General features: G+C 41.7%; 17 protein-coding genes. All 17 read right to left on the bottom strand.

The features are described 5' to 3' along the window. Window positions 1–27: 27 nt before the first annotated feature. Window positions 28–825 (bottom strand): TIGR00282 family metallophosphoesterase, encoded by a 798-nt coding sequence (locus tag G6R08_RS20240; protein ID WP_163530692.1) that lies wholly within the window; start codon window positions 823–825, stop codon window positions 28–30. A 75-nt stretch (window positions 826–900) separates the two neighbouring features. Then, on the bottom strand, window positions 901–2460 hold the full coding sequence (gene rny / locus G6R08_RS20235) for a ribonuclease Y (protein ID WP_163530691.1): 1560 nt from the start codon (window positions 2458–2460) through the stop codon (window positions 901–903). 328 nt (window positions 2461–2788) lie between these two features. Then, window positions 2789–3835 (bottom strand): recombinase RecA, encoded by a 1047-nt coding sequence (recA, locus tag G6R08_RS20230; RefSeq protein WP_163530690.1) that lies wholly within the window; start codon window positions 3833–3835, stop codon window positions 2789–2791. 168 nt (window positions 3836–4003) lie between these two features. Then, window positions 4004–5236, bottom strand: coding sequence for a competence/damage-inducible protein A (locus tag G6R08_RS20225; RefSeq protein ID WP_163530687.1), 1233 nt, complete (start codon window positions 5234–5236; stop codon window positions 4004–4006). Beyond that, window positions 5233–5811 carry a CDP-diacylglycerol--glycerol-3-phosphate 3-phosphatidyltransferase gene (gene pgsA, locus G6R08_RS20220; RefSeq protein WP_163530684.1) on the bottom strand — a complete coding sequence of 193 codons (579 nt, stop codon included), beginning with the start codon at window positions 5809–5811 and terminating at the stop codon, window positions 5233–5235. Before pgsA ends, G6R08_RS20225 begins: the two co-directional genes overlap by 4 nt. 118 nt (window positions 5812–5929) lie before the next feature. After that, the gene (locus G6R08_RS20215) at window positions 5930–6838 is read right to left on the bottom strand and encodes a helix-turn-helix domain-containing protein (protein ID WP_163530682.1); all 909 of its coding nucleotides are present in this window, start codon (window positions 6836–6838) and stop codon (window positions 5930–5932) included. An 18-nt stretch (window positions 6839–6856) separates the two neighbouring features. Then, the gene (locus G6R08_RS20210; protein ID WP_163530680.1) at window positions 6857–7645 is read right to left on the bottom strand and encodes a DUF3388 domain-containing protein; all 789 of its coding nucleotides are present in this window, start codon (window positions 7643–7645) and stop codon (window positions 6857–6859) included. Between the two features lie 164 nt (window positions 7646–7809). Beyond that, window positions 7810–8070, bottom strand: a complete 261-nt coding sequence (locus G6R08_RS20205; protein WP_163530678.1) for a DUF3243 domain-containing protein — start codon at window positions 8068–8070, stop codon at window positions 7810–7812. A 73-nt stretch (window positions 8071–8143) separates the two neighbouring features. Further along, window positions 8144–8863: an elongation factor P 5-aminopentanone reductase gene (gene ymfI, locus G6R08_RS20200; RefSeq protein ID WP_163530676.1), complete on the bottom strand. Its 720-nt coding sequence runs from the start codon at window positions 8861–8863 to the stop codon at window positions 8144–8146. Then, on the bottom strand, window positions 8856–10148 hold the full coding sequence (gene yfmH / locus G6R08_RS20195; RefSeq protein WP_163530674.1) for an EF-P 5-aminopentanol modification-associated protein YfmH: 1293 nt from the start codon (window positions 10146–10148) through the stop codon (window positions 8856–8858). Before yfmH ends, ymfI begins: the two co-directional genes overlap by 8 nt. Beyond that, the gene (gene yfmF / locus G6R08_RS20190) at window positions 10148–11434 is read right to left on the bottom strand and encodes an EF-P 5-aminopentanol modification-associated protein YfmF (protein WP_163530672.1); all 1287 of its coding nucleotides are present in this window, start codon (window positions 11432–11434) and stop codon (window positions 10148–10150) included. The genes yfmH and yfmF overlap by 1 nt, the downstream gene beginning before the upstream one ends. A 144-nt stretch (window positions 11435–11578) precedes the next feature. Next, entirely contained in the window at window positions 11579–12538 is a 960-nt protein-coding gene (locus G6R08_RS20185) for an ABC transporter permease (protein ID WP_163530670.1), read from the bottom strand. Continuing rightward, window positions 12539–13585 carry an ABC transporter permease gene (locus G6R08_RS20180; protein WP_163530668.1) on the bottom strand — a complete coding sequence of 349 codons (1047 nt, stop codon included), beginning with the start codon at window positions 13583–13585 and terminating at the stop codon, window positions 12539–12541. Then, window positions 13586–15112, bottom strand: coding sequence for an ABC transporter ATP-binding protein (locus tag G6R08_RS20175; protein WP_163530666.1), 1527 nt, complete (start codon window positions 15110–15112; stop codon window positions 13586–13588). It abuts the gene before it with no gap. Window positions 15113–15310: 198 nt separating this feature from the next. After that, a complete protein-coding gene (locus G6R08_RS20170) occupies window positions 15311–16420 on the bottom strand; it encodes a BMP family lipoprotein (protein ID WP_163531412.1) in 1110 nt (369 codons plus the stop codon). A 123-nt stretch (window positions 16421–16543) separates the two neighbouring features. Further along, window positions 16544–17269, bottom strand: a complete 726-nt coding sequence (locus G6R08_RS20165) for a GntR family transcriptional regulator (protein ID WP_163530664.1) — start codon at window positions 17267–17269, stop codon at window positions 16544–16546. Window positions 17270–17487: 218 nt separating this feature from the next. Then, window positions 17488–19773 (bottom strand): FtsK/SpoIIIE family DNA translocase, encoded by a 2286-nt coding sequence (locus G6R08_RS20160; protein WP_163530662.1) that lies wholly within the window; start codon window positions 19771–19773, stop codon window positions 17488–17490. Window positions 19774–19849 lie beyond the last annotated feature (76 nt).

Below are 19849 nucleotides of genomic sequence, written 5' to 3'. Positions count from 1 at the left end.
CAGGAACTTTTCGCAAAATTCAAACAATCAACCGAAAAACGGGTGGTCCTCGTTAATTTGAATCCGTTTCACCTTTGTTGCACGGCCGTTTGTTTCATCCACATCTACCAAAAAACCACTTAATTGTGTTCTTCCCGTCTTAGGAACTTCAAAACGTACCGGCAAATTTGTTAAAAACCTTTTTAATACGGCTTCACGTTCCATACCAAGAATTCCATCATAGGGCCCAGTCATGCCAACATCAGAAATATAGGCAGTCCCATTTGGTAAAATACGCTCATCAGCCGTTTGTACATGAGTATGAGTTCCGACATTCACACTGACCCTTCCGTCTACGTACCAGCCCATCGCTTGTTTTTCACTCGTGGCTTCGGCATGAAAGTCGAGAAAGATAATCGGTGTTCGCTTCTTAGCTTCCTCAATCAACTGATCAATTTTCCGAAATGGATCGTCGTTTGGTGCGAGGAACGTACGGCCTTGTAAGTTGATTACCGCTACTTCAGCTTTAGGTGTCTTTACGTACGTAATCCCTTTCCCAGGTGTGCCCTCAGGGAAGTTGGCTGGTCGAACTAAATATTCAGCATGATCGATAAACTCAAATACTTCACGCTTATCCCACGAATGGTTTCCCAGCGTGACTGCCTGTGCGCCTACTTCAAGGAATCTCCTATAAATTTTCTCTGTAATGCCTTTTCCTGCTGCTGCATTTTCACCGTTAATGATCGTAATCGTTGGCTGATACTTCTGTTTTAATTTTGGAAGATATTCATCCACCATCGTGCGTCCCTGTGACCCTACAACATCACCTATAAATAATATTTTCATGATCGATTCCCTTCCCTAAAAAATTGTTAATGGATAACATGAAAATGAAGCGGCCCGTAAAGACCGCTTCATTTATTATTTCGCATATTCCACTGAACGTGTTTCACGAATGACTGTCACTTTAATATGGCCTGGATAATCAAGTTCATTCTCAATTTGATTACGAATATCCCTCGCCAGACTAGTCGCTGTTAAATCGTCAATTTCGTCCGGTCGAACAATGATCCGTACTTCACGTCCTGCTTGAATGGCAAATGACTTTTCTACACCGCCGTAAGATTCGCAAATCTCTTCAAGTTTCTCAAGACGTTTAATGTAGTTCTCAAGTGTCTCACTGCGTGCACCTGGACGTGCGGCTGAGAGAGCATCAGCTGCAGCAACAAGTACAGCAATGATAGAAGTTGGTTCTTCGTCACCATGGTGAGAAGCAATCGCGTTGATCACGACATCGTTCTCTTTATATTTGGAAGCTAATTCCTTCCCAATTTCCACGTGACTTCCTTCCACCTCATGATCAATTGCTTTACCTATGTCATGCAATAGTCCTGCACGGCGTGCCAACGTTTCATCTTCTCCCAGCTCTGCAGCCAGAAGACCGGATAAATACGCCACTTCTGTAGAATGCTTAAGAACATTTTGACCGTAGCTTGTACGATATTTCAGACGACCAAGAATTTTAATCAGATCTGGATGTAAGCCATGTACCCCGATCTCAAAGGTCGTTTCCTCTCCAACCTCTCGAATGTAATCATCCACTTCACGTCGTGATTTATCAACCATCTCTTCAATACGTGCTGGATGTATCCTGCCATCCTGAACAAGTTTTTCTAAAGCCATGCGTGCTGTTTCCCGACGAATAGGATCAAACCCTGAAAGGATAACGGCTTCAGGAGTATCATCAATAATAAGATCAATGCCAGTAAGGGTTTCCAGGGTACGGATATTTCGTCCTTCACGACCGATAATCCGACCTTTCATTTCGTCATTTGGCAAGTTTACTACTGATACTGTAGTCTCTGCAACGTGATCGGCAGCACAACGCTGAAGGGCAAGTGAAAGAATGCTTTTCGCTTTCTTATCTGCTTCTTCTTTTGCACGGTTTTCGGCTTCCTTAACCATCAGTGCTGATTCATGAGATACTTCTTGTTCCACGCGTTCGAGAATAACCTGTTTTGCTTGGTCTGATGTAAGACCGGAGATTCGTTCAAGCTCTGTTTGCTGCTCTTGAATCATCGCTTCCACTTTGCTTTCCGTTTCTTCAATTTGTTGTTGTCTTTCGGCAAGAGTCCCCTCTTTCTTTTCGAGTGATAATTCACGTTGATCTAAAGTTCCACTCTTACGATCAAGATTCTCTTCTTTCTGTGTTAATCGATTTTCAGTTTTCTGCAGCTCCATGCGGCGCTCGCGGATCTCGTTCTCTGCTTCCTGACGAAAAGTTTGATTTTCTTCTTTCGCTTCAAGAAGTGCTTCTTTCTTCGCAGATTCAGCATTGCGTCGACCTTCTTCAACAATTTGTTTAGCGAGGTCCTCGGCACTTGAGATTTTAGCTTCCGCAATAGATTTCCGAATGAGATAACCAACAACAGAACCGACGATAAGGGCAAGCAAAATGAAGGCGATGGATAACATATCCATAGGTTCACCTCCTCTTGCTATAAACTTGGTCCGTTTGTCGGCATGTACAAACGATTCATTTTCAGTTTCATTACATTTTATATAAGGTATAAATATGAAAATGATACACATTCATTTTATGCTTTTAGAATGTATAATGTCAAGGAATCGTCAAATCTAAGCCCCCACAAATCGAAATATTACAAACAGTCTGTCTATTATTAAGGAAATCGTGAAGTCATTTACAAGACTTTTTAGGGAGATTCAACCAGGTTCGCTTTAAAAATAGCCCCTCTCTTCAAACGAGTGCGAGTGGCACGCATCTGAAGAAAGGGACTACATCTTTTAGTTATACATCAAGAGATTCTTGACTCTCAGAAACCTTTTGATTCTTTTCTGCAGAAGAGGCGTCATCCATGTCGTAATGTGCACGAACTAATCCTTTAATTTCTTGGTATACCTCTTCATTTTCCTTCAAGTATTTCTTGGCATTTTCTCGACCTTGCCCCATTCTTTCATTATTGTAAGAATACCAGGAGCCACTCTTTTGAACTAAGTCTAGATCCGTACCGATATCTAGTAATTCACCTTCTCTTGATATTCCCTCTCCGTACATAATGTCAACTTCAGCTTTCTTGAATGGAGGGGCTACTTTGTTTTTAACGACTTTCAATCTGGTTTTGTTCCCCACCATCTCATCGCCTTGTTTCAAGGTTTCAGCTCGGCGTACTTCTAGTCTTACAGATGAGTAGAATTTAAGAGCACGACCGCCTGGTGTTGTTTCAGGGTTCCCAAACATCACCCCGACTTTTTCACGAATCTGGTTAATAAAGATCGCTGTCGTTTTGGATTTATTAATGGCACCGGACAGTTTTCTCAAAGCTTGAGACATTAAACGTGCTTGAAGACCTACGTGAGCATCTCCCATTTCTCCTTCAATTTCAGCCTTTGGCACAAGCGCAGCCACTGAGTCGACCACTACCATATCTACTGCGCCGCTTCGTACTAGAGCTTCAGCAATTTCCAAAGCTTGCTCTCCTGTATCAGGCTGTGATAGCAATAGTTCCTCAATGTCTACTCCTAGAGCGCGAGCATAAACAGGGTCAAGTGCATGTTCTGCATCAATGAAAGCCGCTTGTCCACCCTGTCTCTGAGCTTCAGCAATAGCATGAAGGGCTACTGTTGTTTTACCGGAGGATTCCGGCCCATATATCTCAACAATTCTTCCGCGAGGGTAGCCGCCCACACCTAAAGCCACATCGAGGGCGAGAGACCCGCTGGACACCGTACTGATTCTCTGTTCAGCTTGTTCACCTAGTTTCATAATAGACCCTTTACCAAATTGTTTCTCAATTTGTCTTAATGCCATATCTAATGCTTGTTTACGGTCACTCATAATATTCCCCTTTCAAAATTGCTACTCTAATCATAACTTGTTTTTGAGAATTTGCCAACTAAAAAGCGAATAAATGTTCCCTTTTTTTCATGGTCGAGTTTATTCAATTTTCATTTTTCTTCAAACGAAAAATGAAGTATTTATTACGGAATTACAATAATTAAAGATTTATAGATCTTTTAAATAATGAAAGACCAGTTCATAGCCTTTTTTGACAGCCCGCAACCGAATTTTATCGCGTCCGCCCTCAAAAAGATACCTTTTTACAAGGGGTGCCCCACTGCCAATTTGAAGTGCAATATAAACTACTCCTGGTTCCTGGCCTTCGCTTTTGTCAGGTCCTGCAACCCCCGTAAAACTAATAGCTGCGTCCACATGTAAACGTTTTTGAGACTGAATTGCCATGACCTTGGCACACTCTTCACTGATTGTGCCATGTTGTGAAATGAGATCGGGCGGCACACCAATGACCTTTTCTTTAGCAGAAGGGGTGTAGGCAACGAGGCCGCCTTCACAAACTTCTGACGCTCCAGGCAAGGAAATAAGGCGTTCAATAAATTTCCCTCCTGTCAGACTTTCAGCAGAACCTAAGGTCAACTTGTTTTCCTTAAGTAAATCCCTAACCTTTTCTTCAATGGTAAGTTCATCACTTCCGTAATAAAATTCACCCACTCGCTGCAAAATTTCCGCTTTTAACGCCGCTATTTTTGACTTCGCTTCCCTCCCTGAAGAGGTAAGCCTTAGTCCAACTTCGCCTTCAGATGCAAGCGGCGCAATAGTCGGGTTAACCTGCTGGCTGATTATATCTTCGAGTTTATGCTCTAGAGAAGATTCACCAATTCCAATAAACCTCAGCATTTCAGAAACGATTTCAGACTCTAATGAAAAAGTCTCTATTAAATATGGAAGAACTCTGTTCTCCATTAAACTTTTCATTTCTGAAGGTACACCCGGCAAGAACACAAATAAAGTCTGTTCGTGTTCCACTATCTGCCCAGGTGCCATTCCTTCGGCGTTAAGCAGGACTTTAGCATGTTCGAATACTAATGCCTGCTTGCGATTATTAGCAGTCATCTGACGGTTATTTTTTTTATAAACGGCCTCAATTTTTTTCAGTGTTTCCTCATGGATGACTAAGTTTTGTTTTAGTAAAGGCTTAACGGCCTCACGCGTTAAATCGTCCTCTGTTGGACCCAATCCTCCGGTAACAATGATCACATCTGAACGTTCACTCGCCACTTCGAAGGTTTTGACAGCTCGTTCCATGTTATCCCCAACAACGCCATGAAAATAAACTGAAGCACCATATTGAGCCAATTTCCTGGAAATCCATTGGGCATTCGTATTAGCGATTTGGCCTAATAAGAGTTCTGTCCCGACAGCTACGATCTCCGTCTTCATTTGGAATTCCTCATCACGTGCCAATTTTTCACAAAGTAGTCATAGCCTGATATGAAGGTAATAATTAGCGCCGCGTATAGGGCAATGGTTCCCATTGGAAATCCAATATAGGCGAAAGGCCAATTGTGCAAGAGAAGAAGGGAAATCGAAACAATTTGAATCCACGTTTTAAGTTTACCCATCTGACTGGCCGCCAGCACACTGCCTTCGCCTGCTGCGACCAGACGCAGACCTGTTACAGCAAATTCACGACTGATGATTACAATCACGATCCACGCTGGAGCTAGTCCGATTTCCACTAACAATATCAATGCCGCACTAACTAACAGCTTATCAGCTAAAGGATCGAGAAACTTCCCTAAGTTAGTTACAAGATTATGTTTACGAGCAATATATCCGTCTATCCAATCCGTTGTAGAAGCAATAATAAATAACAACGCCCCTGCTAAATGGGAAATAGGCAGTACTGCATTGCCGATTTGGAGGTTCCCCCATTGAAAAGGTACACTCATCAGCACAATGAAAATGGGAATGAGAAAAATTCTTGATAACGTAATCTTATTTGGTAAATTCACCTTAACTTCCACTCCTATCGTTTAAAAACAGAATGCTGTCCTTACTGAAGTCAACAAGTCATTTTACCATGCTTATTGATTCCAGTCATCTAAAGGACAGCATCATTGTTCATCAAAATTATTTAAAATTAATTAATAGCTTTTGAGTAAGTCTATCTCCTTGAAATTCCATTTCTTTATCATTAATTTTCACAGTCAGACCAGGAGCTGAACCCGTTTTAATATAAACCTGTTCATATTCAGAAATATCCACGTTTACCGCTTCGTCGTCAGATGTGTACACATCAGGCGGTATGAGGTTTTCACCGCCTTGAGGAGCTTGCACGGCGACATAAGTGTCAGCAGAAAATTCAAGTGTTAACTCCCTCTTCTCAGCTCCTGTAACTTCATAGGTATGCATTGGAAATGAGCCTGAGCCTGTTTCAACTAAGCTCGCTTCAAGAGATGGTTCTTCCTCAACAGATTCTTTCTTATCTTCAGCCTGCTCTTTCTGCTGTTTATCATCAGCCGATTCATTGGAAGAGTCATCCTGTGATTGATCTCCCTCTGAAGTATTCTCTTCAGGATCTGTGGTCGTTGGGACGTCTACCTGGTCTTCATTTTTCGGTTGATTGGCCCCATCGTTCGGATCGGTTCCCTCTATAGCAAAATAGTAGAATGCGATAGCGACAATAATAACTAAAAGGATTGACAATATTCTCGGAAAGGATTTCGCAAAACCCCCGGCTTTGTTGGAAGTCGATTCACTTTTAGCCTTTTGTACACGACTATACGTCACGACAGGCTCCTCTTCTGCAGTTGGAAGTTCACTGCTGTGTTCCTCCATCACCTGCTCCGGATTCAAGCCAACCGCAGAGGCATATTCCCGAATAAACGCCCGAGTATAAAACTTCCCTGGAAGGATGCCAAACTCATTATTTTCAATCGCTTGAAGGTATCTTTTTTGAATTTTTGTAGTACTTTGTACATCTTCAAGTGTTAATTGCTTTGCTTCCCTCGCTTCTCTTAATCGAGATCCAATCTCCATTTGTAACACCATCCATTTTTAAAAATCAAACATAGAAAAGCCATCCTTGTTCATTCCTTGCTTCTCCACGGGTTCATATGTTATTTCTTCATCTTCATTGCTTCTGAGTTCAATAATATAATCGAAGTCCTCCATTTTATACTCTGTCTCTTGTACAAAAATGTCTGGATGTTCAATTACTTTCACTGCAGGAAGGCGCATAATTTCTCTCACAAGCTGCCAATGTTTCTCGCTCGCCCTTTTCGCAGAGACGATTCCATCTATAATATATAAATTATCCTCATTATACTCTTCCTCAATCAACTGATTCCTGACCGTTTGCTTAAGTAGTGTGCTCGACACAAATAACCAGCGTTTATTTGCACATACACTTGCCGCTACAACAGATTCGGTTTTGCCTACGCGCGGCATACCGCGAATACCAATCAGCTTATGGCCCTCCTTCATATACAGCTCAGCCATAAAGTCTACAAGCAGCCCAAGGTCCTCCCGGTTAAATCGGAACGTCTTTCGATCATCAATATCACTATGTATGTACCGGCCGTGCCTTACAGCTAACCGATCTCTCAGTTTTGGTCTGCGCAGTTTGGTTATTTTAATCGTATCCATTGTATTTAAGATCGACCGAAGCCTAGTAATTTGATCTTCCTCTTTGCAAAGCAAGAGCATTCCTCGATGAGAATTCTCTACCCCATTAATCGTGACTATGTTTATCGCCATCATCCCAAGAAGTGAAGAAATATCTCCAAGCAACCCAGGACGGTTATACTGGATTTCATATTCTAAATACCATTCTTTTTTCTCCATGACACATCTCCTCTGGAAAAAATGTCGCATTTTGTAAAAACAGAATAACACACTCTACTATATATCATAAATGATTTTCCCTTAATTAGAAAGACTGAAACAGACTTCTTCCGAATATTGATCGAAAAAAACCGCGCATAAATCTCTGCGCGGTTTTTGTCATTTTATGATTGTGGCTTGTCATTCTGAACCAGTTTGACCATCATGTTTGCTATAGCATGCTGCTCTTTCTCATCAGCAACGTTCCATAGCTCGCGAAGAACTGCTTCTTCCTGATTCTTGGCCTCAACATTTTTTGATAAATAGTCACCAATCTCATAAGCGACTTCGTTTACAGCACCATGGTTCATCCCTTGTCCTTCCGCTTGATTCATACGATCACCAAGGAAAGATTTGAAAGATTCAAAGTTGTCAAGTACAGACATTCATGTTACCTCCTACTGTAATGTTTTTCATGATTAGTATGAGGTAGCCAAAACGTTTTTATACATCACAATTTTAATACCAGCCGCCGTTGACACGAAGGATATGACCAGAAATATAACTGGATCGTTTACTTAATAAAAACAAGATTGCCTGTGCTACTTCAGAACCCGTTCCTAAACGGCCTAACGGGATTTCACTTTCTAATACAGCCAGTTCTTCTGCAGATAAGTGACTGTTCATTTTTGTGTCAATTACCCCCGGTGTTACTCCATTCACACGAATGTTACTCGGAGCAATTTCCTTGGCTAATCCTTTTACGAAACTAATTTGAGCTCCTTTAACCGAACTGTAAACCACTTCTGTACTGGCGCCTTCTTCTCCCCAAACCGATGACACTACGACGATTTCTCCTGACTTATTTGAAATCATGGACGGAAGCAATTTGTGAGAAATGAGCCATAATGATTTAACGTGAACATAATACATCGTGTCCATTTCAGAGGAACTCATTTCTTGGAGCAGCTGATTAGAGTGATTACCTTGCGCAAATACAATAGCGTCGACATCTGAAGGCAGTTTGCCAATCAAAGAATCAAGTCCATCGGCAGTAGATAAGTCTCCCTGATAAGCTCCCACCCATTGCTGGTTTGGAATTTGCCGCTTAAGCTCTCTTATCCGATGCTTATTGGTATGATAATGAACCGCCACCTCATACCCTTCCGCAGCTAGTAACTCCGTAGTTTGCATGCCAATTTCACCACTGGCGCCAATAATTAAACAACGCTTAGGCATGAGTCTGTGGTTTCACCTGGAAGACCGAAATGCTTTCTTCCTTTATCCAATTCTCGACATACCGATCGACATCACTTGTCGTAAGTGCTTCAATGGTAGGCAAAACGTCGAATAAATCAACACCGAGCATATGATAATGCGTAAATTGATTAGCGATAAATTCCATAGAATTCAAAGCCCTCATGAACTGGCCGATCTTCTTACGTTTCATACGTTTAAAATCTTCCTCTGAGATACGGTTCTCTTTAAGCTTGTGAAGCATTTTTTTTATACGAGCTGCTAGTTCATCAGGTTTCCTTGAATCGCCGCCAAGAATAGTGAAGCCAAATTGTCTATCTAATTCGGTTTCATATTGAAAGCTGGCATCAATTAAATCTTCTTTATAAAGCTGTTCGTAGAATTCCCCGCTTTTAGAGAAATAATAATCAAGGATCATGCCAGACAGCAGTTCAGCCCTTACAAGTTCAGCACCATCAAGAGAAGATACATCCTCTTTCACACCCACCATTGCTTTTGCTGTGGTGACTGGCATTGTAATGGAACCTTCGGGGTTGGCTACCTCCGCTGGCTCCTCCGGATAAAAACGGTCAATCGTTGGAATCTCCTTAAACTCTTTTTTGTTCTGGTTGCTGCGAATTTGGTCCATCATTTTTTCCGGATCAATATTACCGGCTACAAATAACACCATATTGGATGGGTGATAGAACGTTTCGTAACAAGTATAAAGGTCATCCTTCGTAATATCCTCAATTGAATCAACCGTTCCGGCAATGTCTACCCTGACAGGGTGTTTATGATAAAGACTTTGTATTGTTCCGAAGAAAGAACGCCAGTCCGGCTGATCATCATACATACGGATTTCCTGAGCGATGATCCCTTTTTCTTTCTCAACGGATTCCTTGGAAAAGTAAGGATCCTGAACGAAATCTAATAAGGTTTCCACATTTTTTTCTATTTGACTCGTTGCGGAAAATAAGTAGGCCGTTTTCGTAAACGACGTAAAAGCGTTAGCAGACGCTCCTTGCTTGGTGAAATCTTGAAACACATCACGGTCTTCTTTTTCAAATAGCTTGTGTTCAAGGAAATGAGCAATTCCTTCCGGTACAGTCACTTGCTCATTTTTTCCAATCGGGGTAAAGGTTTGATCAATGGATCCATAATTTGTTGTAAAAATACCAAATGTCTTGGCCATCTCTGGCTTTGCCAGTAAAAACACTTTTAACCCATTTTCCATCGTTTCTGAATATACGGTCTCATTTAGCTGTTTATACGTTAATGCTTCCATCACGCTTCCCCTCCCTCTTGACTTGTTAAGAAGTAAATCGTATCAAGTTCTATTTTCTCTGCAACCTTCATCACATCTTCTTTCGTCACATTGCGGATGTTTTCCATAAGTTCATCTGACTGTATAGTGGAGCCGGAAAGCATTTGATGATACAAGACCTCAATTAATCCGTTCGCATTGTCCATTGTCTCCTGGAGTTGATTCACAACTTGTTCTTTCGCGTCAGTTACTTGGTCATTAGAAAAATCACCTTGCTTCATCGCTTCCATTTGTTCTAAGATTATCGATTTCGCCTTGTCATAATCTTTCGGGTCAACTCCGCTGAAGACGAGGAGCAAACCTTTGTGACTTTCGAATCGTGATGCGGCATAATAAGCCAGACTATGTTTTTCCCTTACATTCACAAACAGTTTAGAACTAGGAAACCCGCCGAAAAGGCCATTGAAAATTTGCAGGGCATAATAATCATCGTCCCCAAATTTAATGTGTGTACGATAGCCGAGGTGAAGCTTACCTTGTTTTACTTCTTCCTGTTCGACAATTTCTTTAGGTTCCGTTGGATGGATTGGTTCTGACTCCAAATGCTCCCCTTGATTGTCACTCTTGGCACGAGTAAATGTTCGATCCATTAATGCTTCAATCTCAGATTCGTCTACCCCTCCAATGACGTATACATCAAGTACATCGTTTTCAATCATTTCGAGGTAGTGTTGATATAAAGACTTTGCGGTAATCTTCTTTAGATCGTCTAAATAGCCATGAACATGTAAAGAGTACGGCTCCCCTTCACACATATGGTCGATCAGGCGAAGATTAGCATAGCTCATCTTGTCGTCTTTAATGGATGTGATTTTTTGCTCAAGTGTTTGGATTTCCCTCTTTACAATTGCTTCATCAAAGCCGTTTCCTTCAGCTTTCGGATTAAATAAAACATCATGGAATATGTTTAACGCTTTTTCTAAAATCGGTTCACTTTCATTTAAGTAGGATTCATTGACGACCTCCATCCGAAAGGAAAGCACATGATTCTCGCCTTTTTTAGAGCCATCGCTTGAGAATCCTGTTCCATAGAGATCTTCTAAAGCAGATTGCAGTAATCGTACGTTTGGATGGTTGTTGGTAGCTTTATGAAGAACATGAGGAAGCAGAGCACGTTCGGTGATCCCTTCTCTTTTCAGTGGTGCCTTAAACTTGGCAACAACAGAAACCGTTTTATACTTTGTAGTTGGTAAAATATGTAGTCTGTACCCTTGCTTACCCTGTACTGTTTCTTTCGTTATTTTCATTTCTAACATCCTCCTCATCGTTTCCTTTATATTATGAACGTACTTCCATTTATTCATCCATATGAGGTCAACTCTAATGCTAAGATAAATAATTGAAAAAGTAAAAAATTAAAGCCCGGCACCATCGTACCGGGCAAATATAAATTAGCGATTACCTTTAATATAGGATTCTCCTAAAGCTTTAGGCGCCTCAGCCCTGCCAATAAATCCAGCTAAGGCGAGAATCGTCAAGACATAAGGGGCAATCAGCAGAAAGATCTGTGGAACTTCACTTAATAACGGAATACCAGATCCTACGATACTTAAGCTCTGAGCAAATCCGAAGAACAACGCAGCTCCTAGCGCACCAAGTGGATGCCACTTCCCAAAAATAACAGCTGCCAGAGACATAAAGCCTTGTCCGACAATTGTAGCATGGGAGAAGTTTAAAGCAATGGTTAAGGCAAACACTGATCCGCCCAGACCTCCGAGGGCTCCAGAGATCATTACAGCTACATAACGCATGCCATATACATTAATTCCATTCGTATCAGCCGCCATTGGATGTTCGCCTACAGAACGTAATCGTAAACCGAACGGTGTTTTAAATAGAATGTACCAGGCGACAAATGCTAATAGGATAGCTAAATAAGACGTTAAATACATGCCTGAGAAGAATAAGTCACCAACAATCGGGATTTTACTTAACACAGGGATATCGGTTGTATAAAAAGGACGTTCAACCATATCCGTTTGTCCCTTTCCATACCATTGCTTCGTCAAAAACAGACCGATACCTAAGGCAAGGAAGTTAATTGCTACACCACTAACAACCTGATCTGCTCTAAACGTAATGGAAGCTACCGCATGAACTAGTGCGAAAATAGCGGAGACGACCATCGCGACTAGAATCGACACCCATGGAGTCCAGTTCCCGAATACATCGACAAAAGCCAGGTTAAACACGATTCCTACGAATGCTCCCATCACCATTAACCCTTCCAGGCCAATGTTAATGATCCCAGAACGTTCACTGAATACCCCGCCTAAAGCTGTAAAGATAAGAGGGGCCGCAAAGAAAACAGCTTGCGGGATAATCGATTGTAATATTTCAAAAAAGCTCATTTATTTCCCCTCCTTCTTAAATCGTAAAATGATCCAACGAATCATATAGCTTGATGCCACAAAAAATATGATTAGAGCAATGACAATTTCGACAAGCTCTGTTGGAACACCTGATGCTGTAGGCATATTCAAGGCACCGATTTTTAAAGTACCGAATAAGAAAGCAGCTAAAACGACGCCTAAGGCCGTGTTTGCTCCTAGTAAAGCCACGGCAATTCCGTCGAATCCAATATTGGTAAAGCCTGATTTTACGGAAAGGTATCCGAACGTACCTAGGCCTTCCATCGCTCCGGCAAGGCCTGCAAAAGCACCTGAAATAACCATAGCCAACACAATATTTCTACTAACATTCATCCCTGCATACTGTGAGGCATGCTGATTATAACCGACGGCCCGCAATTCGAAGCCCGTCGTTGTTTTATTTAACAAAAACCACATAATAAAAGCGACAAATAAAGCAATAAGCAATCCATAGTGGAGCCGGGAATAATAGGTGATCTCAGCAAGCCATGGAGAAGCGAGAGAAGCCGTCTCAGCAATTTGCTCTGTTTTATCTTCTCCATCTGTTATCACGTTTCGAACGATTTCGTTGGTCACGTACAGTGCAATATAGTTCATCATGATCGTTACGATAACTTCGTGAACCCCGAGCTTTGCTTTTAAGATCCCAGGGATAAAACCCCAGAAAGCGCCTGCTAACGCTGCAGCAAAGATGGCTAACGGTAAATGGATAATAGCTGGAAGTTCAAAAGCCACCCCTACCCACACAGAGGCAAGCCAGCCGACAAACACTTGACCTTCCACCCCAATATTTAGTAACCCTGTCCTCAGAGCGAAGGCAACAGCAAGTCCTGAAAGAATATAAGGGGTGACTTGCCTCAACGTTTCACCAAAAAAGTAAGCATCACCAAATGCACCGTTCCAGAGAGCCGCATACCCTTTAATCGGGTTATATCCAAAGAAAAGCATGATGATCGCTCCAGAGAGCAAGCCTAACAGAACCGAAATGATCGGTATTAAAATATTCATTGTGCGATTCGAAAACATCTACTCAGCACCTGCTTTCTTTACTGCATTCCCCGCCATTAAAAGACCGAGCTGTTGTTCATCCGTTTCTTCTGGTTCTACTTCGGCCACAACTTGGCCGTCGAACATAACCGCAATCCGATCACTTAAGTTCATGATTTCATCCAATTCAAAGGAAAGAAGCAATACCGCTCTGCCTTTGTCACGTTCTTCAATTAATTTCTTATGAATAAATTCAATAGCTCCTACATCCAGTCCACGTGTTGGCTGAGCAGCAATAATTAAATCAGGTGACCGATCGACTTCACGTCCAATGATCGCCTTCTGCTGGTTACCCCCAGAGAGAGCCCGAGCTTTTGTATGTTCATCTGGTGTACGGACGTCATACTCTTCTATGAGGGATTGGGCTTTCTGATAAATATTTTTATAATTCATAACACCTTTTTTAGAAAAAGGTTCTTGATAATAGGTTTGCAGCACCATGTTCTCCCCAATCGGAAAGTCCAAGACGAGTCCAAACTTATGGCGGTCCTGAGGAATGTGGGAAATACCAGATTGTGTGACTTTTCGAGGGGTTAAATTACTGATTACTTTGTCATGCAATTTAATTTCTCCCGAATTACTTTTGCGAAGACCGGTAATCGCTTCAATTAATTCGGATTGGCCATTGCCATCCACCCCTGCAATTCCCACGATTTCCCCGGCCCTTACAGTAAGATTTAAACCTTTAACCATCTCAACGCCCCGGACATCTTTGACATATAAATCTTTAACATATAGATACGTTTCTTTAGGATTTGCTTTTGTTTTTTCGGTGGTAAAGCTCACTTCACGGCCTACCATTAAAGAAGCCAAGTCGGTGGGGTTGGTATCTTTCACTTCAACTGTACCTATGCCTTCCCCTTTTCTAATTACCGTACAGCGATCGCAAACTTCCATAATTTCTTTTAATTTATGAGTAATCAAAATAATGGATTTTCCTTCAGCTACTAAGCTATTCATAATCGCAATCAGCTCGTTAATTTCCTGTGGTGTGAGCACAGCAGTAGGCTCATCAAGGATAAGAATCTCTGCCCCTCTATAAAGCGTTTTCAAAATTTCCACGCGCTGCTGCATCCCCACTGAAATATCACGAATTTTAGCTTTAGGATCGACATTTAGACCATAGCGTTCAGATAGTTCCTTAACTTGTTGTTCCGCCTTTTTAATATCGACGGAAGCTCCCTTGCGTGGTTCACTTCCAAGCACGATATTTTCCGTCACTGTGAACGTATCGACTAACATAAAGTGCTGGTGAACCATTCCTATCCCTAAACTGTTAGCGATATTAGGGTCTGTAATATGAACTTTCTTCCCTTTAACACGAATTTCGCCCCTTTCCGGCTGGTAGAGGCCAAATAAAACATTCATTAATGTAGATTTTCCTGCCCCATTTTCGCCAAGTAAGGCATGTATTTCACCTTTTTTCACTTGGAGGTTAATCTTATCATTGGCTACTACACCAGGAAATTCTTTACGGATATCGAGCATCTCTATAACGTAATCCATGTTTCTCCCCCACTTCTTTTCTCTATTCATTCAATCTTCAGACCTCTAGCCTTGAAAAAAAATCATCAAATGAAGAGGGCCGGAACATACTCTTCACTTGATGATTTTCACATATTCGACTCTTGGATTGATGTTCCATCAACCCAAGAGCCAACCTTTCTTAACTAGAAAGAAAATATAAAGTTTTAGCCTTGGAACCTATAGTCCATCTACATATGTTTTTAATTCATCACGTGTACTTGGTACTTCTACTTCACCGTTAACAATCTTACCCTTCCACTCTTCAATGGCTGTAATAATCTCTTCTGTAAGAGCTTCTTCATTCGTACGGGCAATGCTGATCGCATCATCTTTTAAGCCGTACTCAATGACCTCTCCTCCAGGGAATTCACCATTCATAGCTTGTGTAGCTACGTCTTGAACAGCAATGTCTACACGTTTGACCATGGAAGTAAGAGTTACATTGTTTTCTCCAATTTGGCCTTCTTCATATTGATCACGGTCCACACCAATTACCCAGACATCTTTTTCAGGGTTGTTTTTCTTAATATCTTTCGCTTGGGCGAACACACCGTTACCTGTTGCACCAGAGGCATGGTAGATCACATCGATACCTTTAGAATACATATTCGCAGCAATCAGCTTTCCTTTATCAGCTGCTGCGAAACTTTCTGCATACTGCACATCGACTTCGATATCAGGGTTGACAGCTTTAGCACCTGCAACATAGCCAGCTTCAAATTTATTGATTAAATCTCCATCCACGCCACCTACGAAACCAATTTTGTCAGATTCTGTTTTCTTTGCAGCTGCGACCCCTGCTAAGAAAGACCCCTGATGCTCCTTGAAGGTGATACTCGCAATATTATCTCCTTCCGCTACTGCATCAACAATCGCAAAGTTCGTTTCTGGATATTGTCCTGCTACCTCTTCAATGGCGGGCTGCAATAAATAGCCAATTCCAAAAATAAGGTCATACTTTTGACGTACAAGACGGTTTAAGTTTGTTGTATAGTCGGCATCGCTTTCGGATTGAGCATAGTCAAATCCTTTTCCTTCTTTGAGACCATGCTCTTTTCCAAATGCTTGCAATCCTTCCCATGCTGACTGGTTAAATGATTTGTCATCTACTCCGCCAATATCTGTTACCATGGCTACAGAGAAGTCAGAGCTTCCAGACTCTCCTCCTTCACTGCCGCCACTGTCTCCGCCTGAACTCTCTTCATTAGACGAACCTCCACAAGCTGCGAGAACTAAACCTAAAGACAATAATAGTGCAAAAACAAGTAGAAAACGACGATTTTTCAACATGAATACCCCCTAATTTGTTAAGTATTATGAAAATTAAAACAAATAAAAATTTTTAGCCTCCTCTATTCAGGCTGCCTCACCTCCCCATAATTAAAGAATATGACATACTATTGAAAACCCTTACACTCTCTTTCGCAACACGTGAAAACTAAACTTATCTGCTCTGAAATAATTGGATGAAAGCAAGACAGGCTCATCATCTTTCGTGTAGTGCATCTGCTTCAATAACAGCAGTGCCTGATCAGGTTCACTGTTCAATATCGGAGAGATTTTTTCATGATAACCGATCGGCTCAATATGGGTGACAGCATAGCTGATCGTTTTCCCTGTATATCTCTCAAGAATTCCAAACATAGAATCCGCTTCTCTCACCTGTTCTAGGGGAATAAGTTCTTCTGGAATCCTGTCTGTACAGTAAACAACCGGCTGCTGATCAGCTGTTCGAACACGTTCTACTCTAGCTAAATTATGTATCTCAACAGGGGCAAACCGACTCCGATCATCTTCTGTCGGCTCGACTAGTTCAGCTGATAAATACTGCGACCCAGGTGTCATGCCGGACTTTCTAATCATTCCTGTGACACTATCCAGTTCTTCAATCCCGGAAGTGAAAACAGGTTTTGGGTTTACGAAAGTACCTACCCCGTGCCTTCTTGTTACAATGCTTTCCTCTTCAAGAATTCTTAAAGCTTCTCTTAATGTAGCTCGTGAAACACCTAATGATTTAGAGAGTTCAAATTCTGAGGGCAGTTTTTCCTTTTCGAAAAAAATGCCGTTTTCTATATCTCGTTTTATTTGCTCGATTACCTGTAAGTACAGGTGGCGAGTATCCTGTCTGATGGACATAACTTTCACTCCAAGTCTATTTGCCTATAGGTAAGAGATCTGACATCTGACGTTCGACACATCATATTCGAAATTAATATAACACTTTTCTCGAAATAAATAAATAGAATTAGGACATTTTTATCGAATATTGGACATGTTTGTTTAATTAAAATGTTTAGATTTTTCCCATTAATCAATCGAATCCCACAAAAAAACTGTCGTACGAATACGACAGTTTAACTGGATTGTTCTTCTTTCAGTTCCGAGACAAGAACATTTCTCGGTTTACTTCCTTCGTAAGGACCTACAATCCCGTTGTCTTCCATTGCATCTATTAAACGAGCGGCTCTTGTATAGCCTACTCTGAAACGGCGTTGAATCATAGAGACACTGGCACTTTGCATCTCAATCACCATTTGTACTGCATCTGGGTACAAATCATCATCAACTTCCTGTTTCACTTCACTTTCTTCTTCTGGAATCATCTCTTCCTGGTATTGAGCCTTTTGCTGTTCCACACAGAAATTGACAACCCGTTCAACTTCTTCATCTGATAAAAATGCACCTTGGACACGTGTTGGTTTTCCGGAACCTACAGGAGTGAACAACATATCACCTCGGCCAAGCAATTTCTCTGCACCGCCTGAGTCTAAAATAGTTCTCGAGTCAGTTTGAGAAGAAACGCTAAAGGCAATTCGGGATGGAATATTGGCCTTGATGACCCCTGTAATAACATCAACGGAAGGCCGCTGAGTAGCAATGATTAAATGGATGCCGGCAGCCCTTGCCATCTGCGCCAGACGTGTAATCGCATCTTCTACATCATTTGAAGCAACCATCATTAAGTCAGCTAATTCATCAACCAGCACAACAATGTACGGTAAAAACGGCTGGTCATCATCGTTTTCCTTGTTATGTTTCTTGATATATTCGTTGTACCCTTCGATATTTCTCGTTCCGGAATCTGAGAACAGGTCATACCTTCTTTCCATTTCCGAAACGACTTTCATGAGAGCACGGGATGCCTTCTTAGGATCCGTCACTACAGGTGCCAATAAATGAGGAATGCCATTATAGACGTTGAGTTCAACTTTTTTCGGGTCTATCATCATCATCTTCACTTCGTGGGGCTTCGCTCGCATTAGGACACTGGTAATAATACCGTTAATACAGACACTTTTACCGCTTCCTGTTGCCCCTGCTACAAGCAAGTGGGGCATTTTATTAAGCTCTGCCATAACTGCTTCCCCGGAAATATCCCGTCCCAGGGCAAAGCTGAGCTTCGCATCCGGTTTGGTTTTTCCTGTTTCCAGTACTTCACGCAATGATACCATCGATACTTCAGTGTTCGGCACTTCAATCCCTACAGCAGACTTGCCTGGTATCGGTGCTTCAATACGAATATCCTTTGCCGCCAGTGCCAAGGCAAGATCGTCATTTAAATTAACAATTTTGCTCACCTTCACCCCAACATCTGGATAGACTTCATATTTAGTTACAGCGGGGCCGACATGGACCTTTGTAACTTTTGCCTTGACACCAAAGCTATGAAAAGTTTTTTCAAGTTTCCTCACCGTTGCCTGAATATGAGATCGCGCCTGACTTTGGGTACTGGAAGTAGGTTCGTCCAATAAATCCATACCCGGCAGTTTATAGTCGGGATTCTCAAGTTCAGCAGTTGACACTGATTTCTCAAGGACTTGATCCTCATTTTGCTCCTCAGGTGTTGTCTCACTGTATTTCGGCTTCTGGTTGGCCTGTTCTGTAAAATCCTGAATAATTGGCTCAGGATACTCCTCCTCAACTTCGGCTCGAGAATCATCAATGACATCGATGGTACTGGCGGCCTCTTTTTTAGGAGGAGGCTCAGCCACCTTCTTCGATTCTCGTCTCGTTTCTGATTGCTCCCGCGCAATCGTAAAAAACTCTTTCGTCTTATCCCAGCTTTTTGCTAACAGGTCTCCAATAGATCGTTCTGTCACAAACATGATCCCAACAAGGAACAAGAATATGGAAACGATAATTGCTCCAATTGAAGAAAACAAGTAATAGGTAATCAGCAGTAGAAAAGCACCTATTAACCCCCCGCCAATTGCAGAAACAGGCGCTTCCCCTGACATCATACTTATCAAGCGATCCCACGTCAGGCCAAATACTGAGCCGCTGTCATTTTGCAGCTCGTCTGCCAACGTTTCAACGTGTGTAAACAGAAGCAGGGAAGTGAAAATAAAATAGATACCGATCATCCGTTTATGTAAAAGTTGCGGCCATTTCCGTTTTACCATTAAATAAATTCCTGTTATCAAAAAAAACAGGGAGGCAGCAAAATACCAAACACCAAAAATAAATTGCCAAAAATGTTCGAGTCCACCTGGGATGGCTCCATCGCTTATTATGGAAGCACCACTCCCGAAAACAGCTATAAATAAAAACAATAAACCGATCAACTCAAGTTGCAGCTGTTCTTTAAGGGCTGATCGTTTTTTTCTGGATTTACCTTTCTTTTTTCTTTTTTTCCCCATAAAAAGATCCACCTCCTATGCCTTAGGAAAGAACAAGATGTCGCCTGCTACTAAGAGTAGTGTAAGCGACATCCAC

Origin of the sequence: Halobacillus ihumii, assembly GCF_902726645.1 — a bacterium.
Classification (GTDB): domain Bacteria; phylum Bacillota; class Bacilli; order Bacillales; family Halobacillaceae; genus Halobacillus_A; species Halobacillus_A ihumii.
Note: the sequence above shows the minus strand (reverse complement) of the source record. Positions and strands in the feature narration are given on the sequence as shown.